The 14,203-nt window shown below is 70.2% G+C and carries 18 protein-coding genes; 6 read left to right on the forward strand and 12 right to left on the reverse strand.

Annotation, left to right across the window (positions count from 1 at the left end; translation table 11 throughout):
• Positions 1–35: 35 nt before the first annotated feature.
• Entirely contained in the window at positions 36–788 is a 753-nt protein-coding gene (gene nucS, locus HHUB_RS10950) for an endonuclease NucS (RefSeq protein WP_059057643.1), read from the forward strand.
• Here the strand turns inward: nucS and HHUB_RS10955 are convergent.
• The 4 genes from HHUB_RS10955 to HHUB_RS10970 all read right to left on the reverse strand — a co-directional run bounded on the left by HHUB_RS10955 (position 775) and on the right by HHUB_RS10970 (position 4,948).
• Positions 775–1,830, reverse strand: coding sequence for a sensor histidine kinase (locus HHUB_RS10955; RefSeq protein WP_059057644.1), 1,056 nt, complete (start codon positions 1,828–1,830; stop codon positions 775–777). The two genes, nucS and HHUB_RS10955, sit on opposite strands and share 14 nt — an antisense overlap.
• A 67-nt stretch (positions 1,831–1,897) precedes the next feature.
• A complete protein-coding gene (locus tag HHUB_RS10960; protein ID WP_059057645.1) occupies positions 1,898–3,436 on the reverse strand; it encodes a preprotein translocase subunit SecD in 1,539 nt (512 codons plus the stop codon).
• Positions 3,433–4,293: a protein translocase subunit SecF gene (gene secF, locus HHUB_RS10965; RefSeq protein ID WP_059057646.1), complete on the reverse strand. Its 861-nt coding sequence runs from the start codon at positions 4,291–4,293 to the stop codon at positions 3,433–3,435. Before secF ends, HHUB_RS10960 begins: the two co-directional genes overlap by 4 nt.
• Positions 4,294–4,345: 52 nt before the next feature.
• Entirely contained in the window at positions 4,346–4,948 is a 603-nt protein-coding gene (locus HHUB_RS10970) for a metal-dependent hydrolase (RefSeq protein WP_179204563.1), read from the reverse strand.
• Positions 4,949–5,048: 100 nt separating this feature from the next.
• Between HHUB_RS10970 and HHUB_RS10975 the strand changes: the two genes are divergently transcribed.
• Complete coding sequence (locus tag HHUB_RS10975; protein ID WP_059057647.1) at positions 5,049–5,330, forward strand: hypothetical protein; 282 nt, start codon at positions 5,049–5,051, stop codon at positions 5,328–5,330.
• Here the strand turns inward: HHUB_RS10975 and HHUB_RS10980 are convergent.
• Both HHUB_RS10980 and HHUB_RS10985 read right to left on the reverse strand, forming a co-directional pair.
• Complete coding sequence (locus HHUB_RS10980) at positions 5,327–5,794, reverse strand: DUF5812 family protein (protein ID WP_059057648.1); 468 nt, start codon at positions 5,792–5,794, stop codon at positions 5,327–5,329. The genes HHUB_RS10975 and HHUB_RS10980 overlap by 4 nt on opposite strands.
• Positions 5,795–5,802: 8 nt before the next feature.
• The gene (locus HHUB_RS10985; protein ID WP_059057649.1) at positions 5,803–6,369 is read right to left on the reverse strand and encodes a hypothetical protein; all 567 of its coding nucleotides are present in this window, start codon (positions 6,367–6,369) and stop codon (positions 5,803–5,805) included.
• 92 nt (positions 6,370–6,461) lie between these two features.
• Between HHUB_RS10985 and HHUB_RS10990 the strand changes: the two genes are divergently transcribed.
• From HHUB_RS10990 to HHUB_RS11000, 3 genes are read left to right on the forward strand one after another with little or no spacing between them, the layout of a single operon-like run.
• The gene (locus tag HHUB_RS10990; protein WP_059057650.1) at positions 6,462–7,739 is read left to right on the forward strand and encodes a hypothetical protein; all 1,278 of its coding nucleotides are present in this window, start codon (positions 6,462–6,464) and stop codon (positions 7,737–7,739) included.
• Between the two features lie 45 nt (positions 7,740–7,784).
• Positions 7,785–8,819 carry a CPBP family intramembrane glutamic endopeptidase gene (locus tag HHUB_RS10995; protein WP_059057651.1) on the forward strand — a complete coding sequence of 345 codons (1,035 nt, stop codon included), beginning with the start codon at positions 7,785–7,787 and terminating at the stop codon, positions 8,817–8,819.
• A 59-nt stretch (positions 8,820–8,878) separates the two neighbouring features.
• Complete coding sequence (locus HHUB_RS11000; RefSeq protein WP_059057652.1) at positions 8,879–9,043, forward strand: CopG family transcriptional regulator; 165 nt, start codon at positions 8,879–8,881, stop codon at positions 9,041–9,043.
• On the opposite strand, the gene HHUB_RS11005 is transcribed toward HHUB_RS11000, so the two are convergent.
• Together HHUB_RS11005 and HHUB_RS11010 are read right to left on the reverse strand one after the other, a co-directional pair.
• Positions 9,040–9,498, reverse strand: a complete 459-nt coding sequence (locus HHUB_RS11005; protein WP_059057653.1) for an NOB1 family endonuclease — start codon at positions 9,496–9,498, stop codon at positions 9,040–9,042. The two genes, HHUB_RS11000 and HHUB_RS11005, sit on opposite strands and share 4 nt — an antisense overlap.
• Entirely contained in the window at positions 9,498–9,740 is a 243-nt protein-coding gene (locus HHUB_RS11010; RefSeq protein WP_059057654.1) for a PRC-barrel domain-containing protein, read from the reverse strand. The genes HHUB_RS11005 and HHUB_RS11010 overlap by 1 nt, the downstream gene beginning before the upstream one ends.
• A gap of 144 nt (positions 9,741–9,884) precedes the next feature.
• On the opposite strand from HHUB_RS11010, the gene infB reads away from it, so the two are divergent.
• Positions 9,885–11,687, forward strand: coding sequence for a translation initiation factor IF-2 (gene infB / locus HHUB_RS11015; RefSeq protein ID WP_059057655.1), 1,803 nt, complete (start codon positions 9,885–9,887; stop codon positions 11,685–11,687).
• Position 11,688: 1 nt separating this feature from the next.
• Here the strand turns inward: infB and HHUB_RS11020 are convergent, their stop codons facing one another.
• From HHUB_RS11020 to pan2, 4 genes are all read right to left on the reverse strand, one after another.
• Entirely contained in the window at positions 11,689–11,904 is a 216-nt protein-coding gene (locus HHUB_RS11020; protein WP_059057656.1) for a hypothetical protein, read from the reverse strand.
• A 71-nt stretch (positions 11,905–11,975) separates the two neighbouring features.
• Entirely contained in the window at positions 11,976–12,347 is a 372-nt protein-coding gene (locus HHUB_RS11025) for a DUF5811 family protein (protein WP_059057657.1), read from the reverse strand.
• Between the two features lie 68 nt (positions 12,348–12,415).
• A complete protein-coding gene (locus HHUB_RS11030; protein ID WP_059057658.1) occupies positions 12,416–12,889 on the reverse strand; it encodes a pyruvoyl-dependent arginine decarboxylase in 474 nt (157 codons plus the stop codon).
• Between the two features lie 58 nt (positions 12,890–12,947).
• Positions 12,948–14,180 carry a proteasome-activating nucleotidase Pan2 gene (pan2, locus tag HHUB_RS11035; RefSeq protein WP_059057659.1) on the reverse strand — a complete coding sequence of 411 codons (1,233 nt, stop codon included), beginning with the start codon at positions 14,178–14,180 and terminating at the stop codon, positions 12,948–12,950.
• Positions 14,181–14,203: the final 23 nt, after the last annotated feature.

Raw genomic sequence — 14,203 nt, forward strand, 5'->3', positions numbered from 1 at the left:
GGTTTATCGGTCGGCGCGGCAACCGAGTGGAGACGATGGTCGTACAGCGACTGGACGCGCCCACCCCCGAGGAGGTCGTCGAGGCGGCGAAGGCGGCGGTCCGGGACGGCGCGGTGTTGACCGTACAGGCCCGCTGCGAGGTCGAGTACGAGGGCCGCACCAGCGGCTACCTCGGCGAGGGCGACCGCCTGCTCGTCGCGAAGCCCGACGGCACGTTCCTCGTCCACCAGCCGACCGGCCACAAGCCCGTCAACTGGATGCCGGGCGGCGGCACCGTCGAGGCCCGGGAGAGCGACGGCGACGCGGTGTTGCTCGCGCGCCGCAGCAACCCCAGCGAGCGCGTGGAAGCCCGCATTCTGGAGGCGTACGGCGTCACGCGCTTCGAGGCCGAGGACGGCGCGACCTACGAGGAGTCCGGCACCGAGGCGGAGATGCACGAGTACATCCAGAACAACCCCGAGGAGCTGGAAGCGGGCCTGCGCATCGTCGAGCACGAGCGCGAGACGAAGTACGGGTTCGTGGACTTCTACGCCGTCGACGAGGACGGCACGCCCGTCGTCGTCGAAGTGAAGCGGATTCAGGCGACGCTGAACCACTTCGACCAGCTCAAGCGCTACGTCGAGCTGTATTCCGAGAGCAACGACGAGGTTCGCGGGATGTTGGTCGCGCCGTCGGCCTCCGAGCGCGTGCGGCGCGCGCTCCGCGACAACGACATGGAGTTCGTGGAGCTCGCGGAGTTCGGGCTGGACGCGAAGGGCGCCACCGAGGCAAAGCTCACCGACTTCTAGGGAACGACAGCAGGACCTCGTTGCCGTCCTCGCGGCCGCCGAAGGAGAGGCGGCCGTCGTAGGCATCGACAATCCAGCGCACCAACCAGAGACCGACGCCGCTGCCGTGGCTGAGCTGCGTGATTTCGCGCTCGCCGGTGACGGTCGCGCGCTCGACCTCGGGAATCTCGGGGCCGTCGTCGCGGACCGCGATTTCGACGCGGCCGTCCGCGGTCGCGACCTCGACGCCGACCCACGGCTCGTCGCTGTCGTTGTGCTCGATGGCGTTCTCCACGAGCTCCCGAATCGCGTCCGCGAGGTAGTCGCCGGCGGCGGGCGTCGCGTCCGTGACGGTCACGTCGATGGTCGCGTCGGGGTACTCCTCGCGGAGGTCGGTGACGACGTCGGCGACGGCGCTGCTCACGTCGTAGGGGCGGGGCTCCGGCGGGCTGTCCACGAGGTTGCGGATGGTCGTGATGTGGCCGTGGAGCGCCGCGAGGCGCTCCCCGGAGCCGTGGACGTCGTCGGCGAGGTCGTCCGTCGCCTCGTCGTCGGCCATCCGGACGCGCGTGGCGTAGCTGTAGAGCCGCTGGGCCTCCGTGCGGAGGTTGTGGCGGACGAGCCGGGAGAGCACGTCGAGCTTCTCGCGCTCGCGGGCGAGCTGGCGGGCGCGGATGCGGCGCGCGTCGTTGACGCCGATGAGGACGTGCGCGACGGCGCTGACCGCGACGACGACGGTGCCGGAGAAGACGGGCGCAGCGGGCAGCACGGCGACCGCGGACTGGTAGGCGTACAGGAGGCCGAGCGCGGCGCCGATGACGACGATGCCGAGGACGTTCCAGCCGGCGATGCCGAGCGTCTGCCGGCGCGTGAACTCCGCGCGGTAGACGACGTAGCCGGCGGCGACGAGCGCGGCGCCGACGAGGCCGCCGAAGCCGGCGAGCAGCCAGCCCGACAGCGGCGGCTGCGCGTCGAGGACGTGGCGCACCATGACGGCGACGACGACGACGCCCGTGAGGCTGATGGTGGCGCTGGCGCCGGCGCGCCACGTATCTGTGTGCATAGTCGCTATGCGTCCGTAGCCGGGTTAAGCGTGGTGCTCGCTGCGGGCGGCGGAGAAGACGGCGGCGTCAGTGCTCGCCGGTGAGCAGGCGGCGGAGGATGTCCCCGTACGCCGGCCGGGTGACGAGCACGCCGATGAGCACGCCGAGGATGGTGACGATGGCGAACCCGCGGAGGTCACCGAGGCTGAGCACGGCGAGCGGACTCATCGCGATGATGGTCGTCACCGCGGCGGCGCCGATGACCCACAGCGCCTTCCGGAACCGGCTCTTGAAGACGCGCTGGGAGCCGACCTCCTGGGTCATCACCTCGTCGGCGATGATGACGAGGTCGTCCACCCCCGTCCCGATGACGGCGATGAACCCGGCGATGTGCGAGAGGTCCAACGCGAGCCCGCTCACGGCCGCGAACCCGAGCAGGATGACGACTTCAGACAGCGCGGTGAACACCATCGGTATCGCGACCCGGGGGTCGCCGTACCGCGCGAACACGACCAGCGCCATCGCGATGGCGGCCGCGAGGCCGGTCACCAGCGACAGCGGCTTGTACCGCTCGGCGAAGCTCGGGGAGACGTAGTAGGAGTCCTGGAACTCCAGTTGCGTCGGGAGCGCGCCCGCTTGAAGGTTCACGCGGAGTTCGCGCGCCTCCTCCATGGAGTTGGCCGTGATGACGAACCGCGGGTCCTGCACGAACTCCCCGTTCTCGAAGCTCTGCGCGAGGTTCGCGCGGACGCCCGCGTCGTAGACGACTTCGCCGTCGAGGACGGTCAGCAGGCAGTAGCCGCCGTCCGGGAACTCGCAGTTGCTGACGCCCTGCCCGGACGTGAAGCCGTACTCGCGCATGTCCGCGGCGAACGTCTCGGCGATGTCCTGCGTGAGCGAGACCGGGACCGACGGGCGGCCGTCGATCATCTGCGCGGTGCTGACGTCACTGCGCTGGAGCTGGGAGTGCGTGAGCACCGTCGCGTTCGTCTGGTTGCCGCCCTCTGGGTAGTACGCCCGCATCTCGACCTCGCCGCGGCCCTGAATCAGCGACCGGACCTCGGAAGCGTTCTGTCCGGGGACCTCGACGACGATGTAGCTCTGCCCGGACTGGGTCGTGGTCGGGTACGCTCGCGCCCCGCTGAACCCGGTCGCGTCGATTTTCGTGGAGATTGTGTCCGCGATTTCGTCCCGCGTGGCCTCCGTGACCCCAGAGTCCAGCGACTCGTAGGCGAGACCGAGTTCGTCGAACGCCGCGCCCACTTCGGCGGTCGTGTTGTTCGAGTACACCTCCACGACGTCGGGGTTGTCGCTCGACGTCCGGTCGCGGGCGGTGACGCTTCCGGGTTCCAGCGAGAGCGCGTTCGCAACGTCGGCTTCGAGGGCGTTGCGCTCGGTCTCGTCGCCGGGGACGTCGACGCCGCTGGCGGTGACGCCGACGGCGGTCGCCCGAAGCCGCACGCCACCAGAGAGTTCGAGGCCGTACTGGAGGTTCGTCGGCCGGGACGCGGCTTCCTCGTCCCCGCTGGCGGACGCGCCGATGCCCGGCGCGAACAGCGCGACCGACGATCCGAGCAGCAACACGACGAGGAAGGCGACCCGCCAGTTCTCGCGGAGCCAGCTCATCGGGACACCCCCTCGAACTTGTACCAGCGAAGCAGGGTGACGTTCAACATGTACGTGTTCATGAGGTCAGTGGTGAGGCCGAAGACCAACACCAGCCCGATGGCCGAGAGCAGCTGGATGCCGAAGATGTACGAGACGACGGTCATCACGGCCATCGTGGCGATGGAGGTCACGGTCATCGTGACACCGGTGCGCATCGCGCGGTGGACGCTCTCCCAGAAGTCCCCGGAGCGCCGGAGGACGTGGTTGTTCAACAGGATGTCGGAGTCGACGCTGTAACCGATGAGCATCAGCAGCGCGGCGACGGTCCCCAGCGAGAGCTTGATGCCGAAGAGGTTCATCAGCGCGACGGGGACGACGATGTCGCTGAACGCCGACAGCACCACGGCAATGGAGGGGACGAAGCTCCGGAACAGCAGGAAGACGACGACGCTCATGCCGGCGAACGCGATGCCGACGCCGAGCAGCGCGAGCCGCTGGGTCGAACCGCCGAACGTCGCGGAGGTGCTCTGTGACTGCACCACCTCGTAGCCGGCGTCGGCGGCCTGCTGGGCGAGCGCCTGCTGGTTCTCGGACTGGAAGGTGACGAGGTACTGCGAGCTGTCGGTCCCGATGGGGCGGATGGACTCGTGTTGCTGGTCGAACGCGGCCGTGACCTGTGACTGTGGGGCGTCCGCTTCGACGACGAGCTCCGTTCCGCCGGTGAACTCGATGCCGGGGGTGACCGGTGACCCCGTGAGGGCGAACCACGCGCCGATGACCGCCAGCGCGATTACCAGCACCGCCAGCGGCGGCGCGACGAGCTGCCGCATGGAGTACTGGCTGAGGTCGACCTCGGGGACCTCGAAACTGGGCATGGATTCGGGTCGGGAGCGAGCGAGGTTAAGGCTTCTTATACCCGGCCGGGCGTCACGGAGCGAACCGCTCGGGGACGTGCCGGCGCACGCTGGACGGGACCTGCGCGAACAGCCACGTCGCGACCGCGGGAAGGCGCTTGCGGACGACGACGTAGCCGGCGGAGACAACGAGCGCGGCCGCGGCGACCTGCTGGACGTTCGGCCCGAATGCCAGCGCCGCGGGCACGCCGAAGACGGCGGCGATGGCGAGGTCCTCGGGCGCGCCGTCGTATCGGACGAGCCGGCGCGGCGGCAGCCACCGGCCGTGGAAGTGGCTGTAGACGGCGCGCTCGCTGGTCCCCTCCCACGGTTCGAGTTCGAGGCCGCCGCCGAGCGCGTCGCTGCCGGCGTGGAGCGCGGCGGCCGCGAGGAAGACGGCCGCGGCGACGGTCCACGCGGTCGGCGAGACCACCGCGACGACGGCCGCGACGGCCGCGGCGGCGCCGTAGTAGACCGGGAAGTGGAGCGTACGGCGGTGGCCGGCGTAGAGGTCGAGATCGGGGAAGACGCCGCCAGCGAGGCCGGCAGCGGCCACCGCGACGCCGAACTCGGGCACGACGAGTGAGACGAGCGCAGCGACCGCCAGCCCCACGAGCGCGTGTGTCGTCGCCATCATGGATACCCGCTCTAGGCGGGCGGCGGGCTTGAAGATGTCGCCTCCAGAAGAACAGAATGCGGCGGTGAGCGTAAGACCGCTGGCGGCCGTACACGCGCACATGGCGACCACGGTCACCGTCTCGTACCCGGCGGACGTCGGCGACTGGGTGCGCGACCAGTTGCGGACCGACCACGTGCGGGCGTACCTCAAGCGGTCGAACGACCGCGCCCGCGAGGGTGACGCGTGGTCAGTCTCGGTCAACGAGGGCTGCGGCGTCACCAGTCCGGACATCCCGCTACGCGTCGAAGGCGTCGTCGGGGACGAGTCACTGGACGAAACTGCGGAACTGGCGTTCGTCGAGCGCGACGCCGGACGGAACGGAGCCGGCGGAGAGAACTAGGGGAGGTAGCGGACGCTCACGAAGTCCTCGCCGGAGCGGACTTCGACGCGCTCGATGCCGATGCGGGCGGCGCGCGCGACCGTCTGCTCGTCGGCGAGCACGTCCTCGACGGTCTGATCGACGCCGTCCTCGGGCACGCCGAGGACGTGGACCTCGCCGACGCCCGCGCGCTCGACGGTCTCCAAGTCGCCGGCGTCCAGCCCCTCGGCTATCTCCTTGGACTGGGGAGTCGGCGTCTCGTCGCTTTCCTCGACGGGAATCTGCTTGTGCTCGGCGACCTCGACGACGCTGTACGTCACGTTCATCGGCGGGTCCGGCGCGACCGTCGCCTCCAGCACGTCGCCCTCCGCCAGCCCCGGGTTCTCCGAGAGCGTGTGGACCTGCGCGTCCGTCACGTCCGAGAGCACCGCGGAGCCGTCCGCCGCGCTGGTGACGAGGAACGTCGCGGTCTTCTCGTCTGTCATCGACGGGCCTAGGCCGGCTCGCCGTTTCCGTGTTTCGACGCGTACCGCCGGTGGACGCCGTAGACGACGAGCGCGCCCGCGAGCACGAACAGCGGCGCCGCCACGGACGGCACCGCGTACAGCAGTTCCACGACGGGCGCGAAGATGCCGGACGGCTCCGGGCGCGTGACGACGTTCCCCTCCGACCCGAACTCCGGGGGCATCGACGCCACGAGCGCGACGTACACCGAGAGCACGAAGACGTAGCCGGCGACCGCGAGCGCGGCGTCGTAGCCGTCGGCGACTTCCCGCTCGCGGCGGTGGCGGTTCGCCACGAACAGCACGGGCGCGACGATGGGGACGAACACGAACAGGCCGACGACGACGTAGAACGTCCGGGAGAGCGTCAGCGACCCGCCGCCCCCGCCCGTCGTGTTCCCGATGAGCACGAGCAGTCCGCCGACCGCGAGCGCGACGACCACCGCCGCGACGACGGTGCTGACGACCACGTAGCTCCGGAACAGCAGCGAGTCGGACTGCCGGAACGCGTACGGGTACGCCGTCACCAGCCCGGAGTAGCTGTCGAACCGACCCATTGCCCGAGACTGCGCGCTACCACAGCAAAAGCGCGGCGACTCGCCGCAGCGAGAGGCCAGCGCTTAAGCACGCCGGCGTCCCGGTACTGGACATGCACGTAGACGTGGGCAACGCGCTGGCGGTGGAGGCGTCGCCGGGCGTCCCCGAGGACGCGCTGGAGCGACTCGACGACCGCGTCAGGGACGCGCACGAGCACATCGTCGCGGGGATGACCCGCGAGGAGTTCGGGTACGCGGCGCTGAACCTCCCGAAGACCGCCGACCCCGCGGCGATAGAGCGGGCGGTCGAGCCGTTCGCGGACAGCGAGGTGCTGTTGAACGTCGGCATCGGCGGGAGCGCGCTCGGCGCGGCGACACTCGTGGACGCGCTCGGCGGCGACCTCGACGCGCACTTCCTCGACAACGTCGACCCCGAGCACGTCACCGCGCTCTTGGAGGACATCGACCTCTCGCAGACCGTCGTCCACGTCGTCTCGCGATCGGGGACGACCGCGGAGACGCTTGCGAACTTCCTCGTCGTGCGCGACGCGATGGAGCAAGCGGGCGTGGACTGGACCGAACGCACGTTCGTCACGACCGGTCCGGAGGGGAACCTCCGCGACCTCGCGGACGAGCACGACCTGCCCGCGCTCGACGCGCCCGAAGGCGTCCCCGGGCGGTTCTCCGCGCTCTCGACGGTCGGACTGCCGGCTGCCGCGCTCGCTGGCCACGACGTCGAAGCGATTCTCGCCGGCGCACGCGAGGGCCGGGCGGCGCTCACGGGGTCGCTGTTCGACTGTCCGGCGTACGCGTACGGCGCGACGGCGTACGCCCTCGACGTCCGCGGCGCGGGCATCAACGCGATGATGCCGTACGCCGAGTCGCTGGAGACGTTCGCGGAGTGGTTCGCGCAGCTGTGGGCCGAGAGCTTAGGGAAGGACGGCCTCGGGCAGACGCCCGCGCGGGCGCTCGGCGCGACCGACCAGCACAGCCAACTCCAACTCTACCGCGCCGGCCCCCGGGACAAGCTCGTGACGCTCGTCCGGGCGCGCGAGCGCGAGGACCGCGGGATTCCCGACACCGAACTGGAGGGACTGGACTACCTCGCGGGCGGCAGCCTCGGCGACCTGCTTGACGCGGAGTTCGAGGCCACGGAAGCGAGCCTCGCCGAGTCCGGCGTGCCGAGTGTTCGCGTCGAGATTCCGCGAATCGACGAGCGCTCGCTGGGGCGGCTACTGTACGACTTCGAGGCCGCTTGCGTCCTCGCAGGCGAACTGTACGGCGTGGAGACGTTCACGCAGCCCGCCGTCGAGTGGGGGAAGGACGCCGCGCGCGGCCTGCTCTCGGGGGAACGCGGGCTCCCCGAGAAGACCGAGCTCGTCGTCGAGTAGGCCGGGAGCGGCACGCCTTTGTCCCAGCAGGCCGGATTCGGCGACGTGAACGACCGGTACGCTCAGACCGTCGGCTTCGTCGTCGCGGGCGTCGGGCTGGCCGCCACGTTCCTCGACTGGCCGGCCGGGGCCGCGCTCGCCGCGCGCGCCGCCACCGCGTTCGCGCTGCTCGCGGCCGCCGCGTTCGCCGCGCGCCGCTACGGCGTCGACGCGCCCCGGCTCGACCTCCTCGCGGGCCTCGGCGGCGTCGGACTCGTCGTCGCCGCGGCACTCGGCGTCAACGCCGCGACGGCGGGACTGCCACGCGGCCCCGCGCTCGTACTCCTCGCAGGTCTCGGCGCCGTCGGCGCGGCCGCCGCGGCGCACGCGGGGCTGGAACGGGCCGCGGTGCGCGCCCGCGAGCAGCGGCTCGTCGTCGGCGTCGTCGTCTCGCTGGCCGCGCTCGTGTTCGGGTCGCTGCTCGCGAGCGTCGCCGTCGGCCTCGTCCCCGACACTCCCGTCGTCTCCGTCTCCGTCAACACCGCCGTCGCGAGCGCCGGGTACGGGCTCGCGGGCGTCGCGTTCGTGACGTGGTACGACGGCGGCATCGACGTCTCCCGGCCGTCGCGCCGCGACGTGAAAGTCGCGGCCGTCGGCGTCGCGGCCATCTTCGCGGTCCACTACGCGCTGGTCGGGCTGGTCGTCCTCTTCGACCTCCCGCAGACCACGCACTCGCTCGTCGAGACGGCGCGCGACTACCCCGGGATTCTGCCGCCGCTGGTCGTCCTTTCGTATCTCGCGGTCGGCCCCGGCGAGGAGCTGCTCGCGCGCAACGGCGTCCAGAAGTACCTCTACGGCGCGTTCTCGCGGCGCGGCGCGGTCGTCGTCGGCTGTCTCGTGTTCACCGCCGCGCACGTGCTCGCGTACGCCGGCACGGGCGCGACGCCGGGCGCGGTACTCGTGACGCTCGGCCGGCTGTTCGTCGTCTCGCTGGTGCTTGGCGCGACCTACGAGCGCACCGACGACCTGTTCGCGCCCGTCGTCGTCCACGGCACCTACGACGCCGTCCAGTTCGCGATGGCGTACGTCGCGTTCGCCTGACAGCTCGTCTGACGCCGGGCTGACTAAGTATTACGGTGAGCGCGCTCGAACGAACGGCCATGCCGCGGAAGTACTCCATCGTGTGTGGGGACTCGGTCGCCGCCGAAGTCGAGGCCCTGGCGCGGGAGTACGGACTGTCCGAACAAGAGGTGCTCCGCCAGCTCATCGACAGCGGCCTCGAAGCCGTCGAGAACGAGGCGGAAGTGGTCGAGAGCGACGACTAGCGGGGGCGCTTGCGCGCGAGGTCGCTGCCGCAGACCGGACAGCGCTCCTTCGACTCGTCGAACTCCCGGCCGCAGCCCTGACACTGGAAGTTCCAGTTCCGGCGCTCGCTGATGCCTTCCTGCTCGATGACGTCCACGCCGACGCCGAGTTCGTCCGCCGCATTCTGCACCGCGTAGTCGTCGGTGACGACCGTGCCGTCGAGTTCGTGCGCCGCCGCGAGCAGCCGGAGGTCCGTCTCGGAGAGCACGTCGAGGTCGCCGGTCGCGCGCGCGGCCTCGCGAGCCGAAGCGAGCGCCGCGTCGCCCGGCACCTGCACCTGCATCCCGCCGCCCGCCATCGCGTCGTAGCGGTACGCTGCGGCGTCCTCCAGCTCGTCCCGGACGGCGGGAATCGACGCCGTCTCGCCGTCGGGCTCGTAGTCGTGGATGAACGCGGAGGCGTCTAAGACCTTCACTATCGCTGGACGACGATGTAGTCCTTGACCGCCTGCACGCGCCCGACGGGCACCCGGTAGTGGCCCTCGCCGTCGGTCGGGAAGTTCACGGTGACGTTCGAGTCTTCGAGCGGCTCCACGAGGAGGTCTTCGAGCTTCCCGCTCTTGAGGTCCATCGTGATGTTGTACAGCATGCCCAGCTCCGTGCCGTCCGACCCCATCACGGCTTTCCCGGAGAGGTTCTCTGCGAGGATGTCGGCCATACCCGGGAATCTTGGCTGGTATCCACATAAACCCCGCGGGGTCGTCGGACGCGCGACGCACGAGGCCGGCGGCTCGTGACGATGGAATTATACGCCGCCGCCCGCTCTGTTCGGTCAACAACCGTTCTCTCGGAGGATTCTACTATGTCCGACGCAGACACCACCGAAGACCCCGGGGAGCTGCGGACGCCCATCGTCGCGGTCCTCGGCCACGTCGACCACGGGAAGACCAGTTTGCTGGACAAGATTCGCGGCTCCGCCGTCATCGAGGGCGAAGCCGGCGCCATCACCCAGCACATCGGCGCGACAGCCGTGCCGCTGGACGTCGTCAGCGAAGTGGCGGGGAGCCTCGTCGACCCCACGGAGTTCGACCTCCCGGGCCTGTTGTTCATCGACACGCCCGGCCACCACTCGTTCTCGACGCTGCGCTCGCGCGGGGGTGCGCTCGCGGACATCGCCATCCTCGTCGTGGACGTCAACGACGGCTTCCAGCCCCAGACGGAGGAAGCCATCCGCATCCTCAAGGACACGGGGACGCCGTTCGTCGTCGCCGCGAACAAGATCGACACCATCCCGGGCTGGAACCCCACCGAGGACGCCCCGGTCCAGCAGACCTACGACAACCAGTCCGACCGCGTGCGCAGCCAGCTCGACGAGGCGCTGTACGAGCTCATCGGCGAGCTCTCCGGTGCGGGGTTCTCCTCGGACCTCTACTGGCGCGTGCAGGACTTCCAGTCGAACATCGGCGTCATCCCGGTCTCGGCGGAGACCGGCGAGGGCGTCCCCGACCTCCTCACCGTGCTGATGGGGCTCGCCCAGCGGTACATGAAGTCCGAGATGGAGGTGAACATCGACGGCCCGGGCGCGGGAACCGTCCTCGAAGTCAAGGACGAGCGCGGGTTCGGGACGACGCTGGACGTGATTCTCTACGACGGCACCATCCGGCAGGGCGACCAGATTGTCGTCGGCGGCACCAACGAGACCATCGTCACCGAGGTCCGGGCGCTGTTGAAGCCCCGGGAGCTCGCCGAGATTCGCACGGAGAAGCGCTTCGACGACGTGGAGTCGATGCAGGCGGCGGCCGGCCTCAAGATTGCCGCGCCGGACCTCGACGAGGCGATGGCGGGCGCGCCGGTCCGCGTGGTCGGCGACCGCGACGTCGAGGCCGTCGTCGAGGAGGTCGAGGCGGAGCTCGCGGAGGTCGCCGTCGAGACCGCCGAGGAGGGCGTCGTCGTGAAAGCCGACACGCTCGGCAGCCTCGAAGCGCTCGCGAACGCCATGGAGGAAGCCGAGATTCCCGTGATGGCCGCGGAAGTCGGGGACATCGCGCCCCGGGACGTGGCGATGGCGACCACGGCGGACGACGACAAGCACCGCACCATCCTCGGGTTCAACGTGGACGTGCTCGGTGACGCCGAGCAGAAGGCCGAGGACGAGGACGTCCGCATCTTCGACAGCGACGTCATCTACCAGCTCGTCGACGACTACGAGGAGTTCGTCGAGGAGCGCGAGCGCGCCCAGCAGGAAGCCATCTTCGAGAACATCGTGCGGCCCGCGCGCTTCCGCATCCTCCAGGACCACGTGTTCCGGCAGAACGACCCCGCGGTCGTCGGCGTCGAAGTGGTCTCGGGGACGCTGAAGCGCAACACGCCGGTCGGGCTCATCGAGGGCAACGAGCTGGAGCGCGTCGGCGTCGTGAAGGGCATCCAAGAGCAGGGCGAGGACGTGGACGAGGCGCGCGCGGGCAACCGCGTCAGCGTCTCCATCGACGGCCCGACGGTCGGCCGCGACATCGAGGAGGGCGACGAGCTCTGGGTGGACCTCCCCGAGAAGCACGCGAAGGTGCTCGAACAGGAACTCTCCGAGGAGATTCCGGCCGACGAGCGCGAAGCGCTGAAGGCGTACCTCGAAATCCAGCGGAAGCGCGACCCCTTCTGGGGCAAGTAGCTCAGTTCTTGGCGTCGTCGCGCGCGAGCAACACGACAGCCGCGGCGACGGCGCAGATACCGATACCGAGCGCGGTCGCGCCGGTGACGACCGACAACGGACCGGAGAGCGTGAGCGCGGCGAGCACGCCGAACACGGCGGTCAGCGTGACGCCGAACGTGAGTGCGAGCGCGAGCCGCGTTCGGAACGGAGAGTCGGAGGGCGGACGCTCGGCCATCACGCGTTCCGACGACCCGAGAGGAGAAAAGACCCGGGGCGAGTCGCAGCCGCCGCGACGGAGCCGGTGATTCAGCGAGCGGTCTGCGGGACGTCGTCGCCGAGCGCGTGCTTGACTTGGAGGGCGGCGCTGGCGGCGAGGCCGCGCGCGACCTCCTCGCGGTCGTCGTCCGGGATGAGCTCGTCGTCGGCGACGCCGTCGAACTCCGGGGTGAACCCGGCGCTGACGGGGTTGCCGGCGGGCGGGCGGACGGCGACGGTGACCTGGACGCCGTTCGAGCCGGAGCTAATCTCGGAGCCGACGACGTACTCGTCGGGGAGGAAGTCCCGCGTGCGGGCGGTAATCTGGGAGATGCTGTCCTGGAGCGCGCGCCGCTGCGTTCCCGTGAGCTCGGGGTCGGGTTCCGACGGCTCGGCACCACTGTACGGCGTGTTCCCGTGCATTCGCTGTTAGTAGGGCACCCCCACGTAAAGTCCTTTTAGTCTGGGTGGTATTCACACACTCCGACCGCTCAAAGAATCGGTTCGCTGTCACCGTACGCGGCGACCACGACCGCCGCCGCGTACTCGCCGGCGTCGGCTTCGGTGCTAGTCGTGCGGACTGTCGCGTCGTCGAACGACCAGTCGCGGAGGTCCATGCCCGCGTCGATGCCGGCGCGCACCCGGGACTCGACGTCCGCAGCGTCCGTCTCGTCGGCGACCTCGTAGAACAGGCCCGGCCCCTCGTCGCTCTCCGCCCACGCGAGCGCGGCGCTGACGTGGCGCGGCCCGGCGGCGTTGGCGTGCGCCTCCACGACCGTCAAGCGGTTCCCGGCGGGGCCGAGGTCCGACGCGGTCCCCACCGCTTCGACGTCGGCGTCCGCGGGAATCACCGACGACACCGTGACGAGGTTGTAGTTGTGGACGCCGGCGTCCGCGAGCGCGGCGTCGTACGCCGCCATCTCCGTGGGCGCCGTGCCCGTCCCCCAGACGACTCTGATGGTCATACGAACGCGTCGGGGCGCGCGACACAAGAGCGTTCCAATCCGGAACGGCGAGAGCGGATTACCGGATGTAGCTGGGGTAGTTCGGGCCGACGTCGTCCTCGCCCTCGGCGACGAGCTTCTCGTAGGCGGCGTCGAAGTCCTCGCGGCGGACCTCGTCGCGGTCGTCCCGAATCGCGAACATCCCCGCCTCCGTGGCGAGGCTCGCGAGCTGCGCGCCGGAGAAGCCCTCGGTCTCGCGGGCGAGGTCCGCGAACGCCACGTCGTCGGCGACGTTCATGTCGCCCGCGTGGATTTCGAGGATGCGCTCGCGGGCCTCCTCGGTCGGGTTCGGCACCTCGATGAGGCGGTCGAAGCGGCCCGGGCGGAGAATCGCCGAATCCAGCATGTCGAAGCGGTTCGTGGCGGCGATGATGCGGACGTCCCCGCGCTCGTCGAAGCCGTCCATCTCCGAGAGCAGCTGCATCATCGTCCGCTGGACCTCGGCGTCCCCGCTGGTCTTCGAGTCCGTGCGCTTGGCGGCGACGGCGTCGATCTCGTCGATGAAGATGATGGCGGGCTCCTTCTGGTCGGCGAGCTCGAAGAGGTCCCGGACCAGCCGCGACCCCTCGCCGATGAACTTCCGGACGAGCTCCGAGCCGGCCATCTTGATGAACGTCGCGTCCGTCTGGTTCGCGACGGCCTTCGCCAGCATCGTCTTCCCGGTGCCCGGCGGCCCGTGCAGGAGCACGCCGCTCGGCGGCTCCACGCCGACCTTCTCGAACTTCTCGGGGTTGACGAGGGGGTCCTCGACGGCCTCCCGGACCTCCCGGAGCTGCTCGTCGAGGCCGCCGATGTCGTCGTACTCGACGGTCGGCGACTCGTCGACCTCCATCGCCTGCGCGCGGGCGTCCGTCTCGTCGTCGAGGACGCGCTGCACGCTGAACGAGTCGTTGATGGCGACGCGGTCCCCGACTTCCAGCTCGTCGGCGAGCCGCGGGGACAGCTCGGTGAGGACTTCCTGGTTGTTGCCGTGCTGCTTGATGACGGCGCTGCCGTCCTCGGGCAGGTCCTCGACGGTGGCGAGGTACAGCGACGCGGTCTTCAGCGTCTCGTTCTCCCGCTGGAGGCGGTCGACCTCCTCGCGGAGCTCTTCGCGACGCGACTCGACCTCCTCGAGCTGGGACTGCAGCTGCTCGTGGACGTCGAGAATCTCTCCGTAGTGGTCCTGGAGCGCGTCGAAGTGTTCTTCCGGCGACGACTCGGGGTCGACGTCGAGCGTCGGCCGGTCAGGTAGTGAAGGACTGCGCGACATTCGTTGGTGGTGGTAGGGGCCGC

Origin of the sequence: Halobacterium hubeiense (assembly GCF_001488575.1) — an archaeon.
GTDB lineage: Archaea > Halobacteriota > Halobacteria > Halobacteriales > Halobacteriaceae > Halobacterium > Halobacterium hubeiense.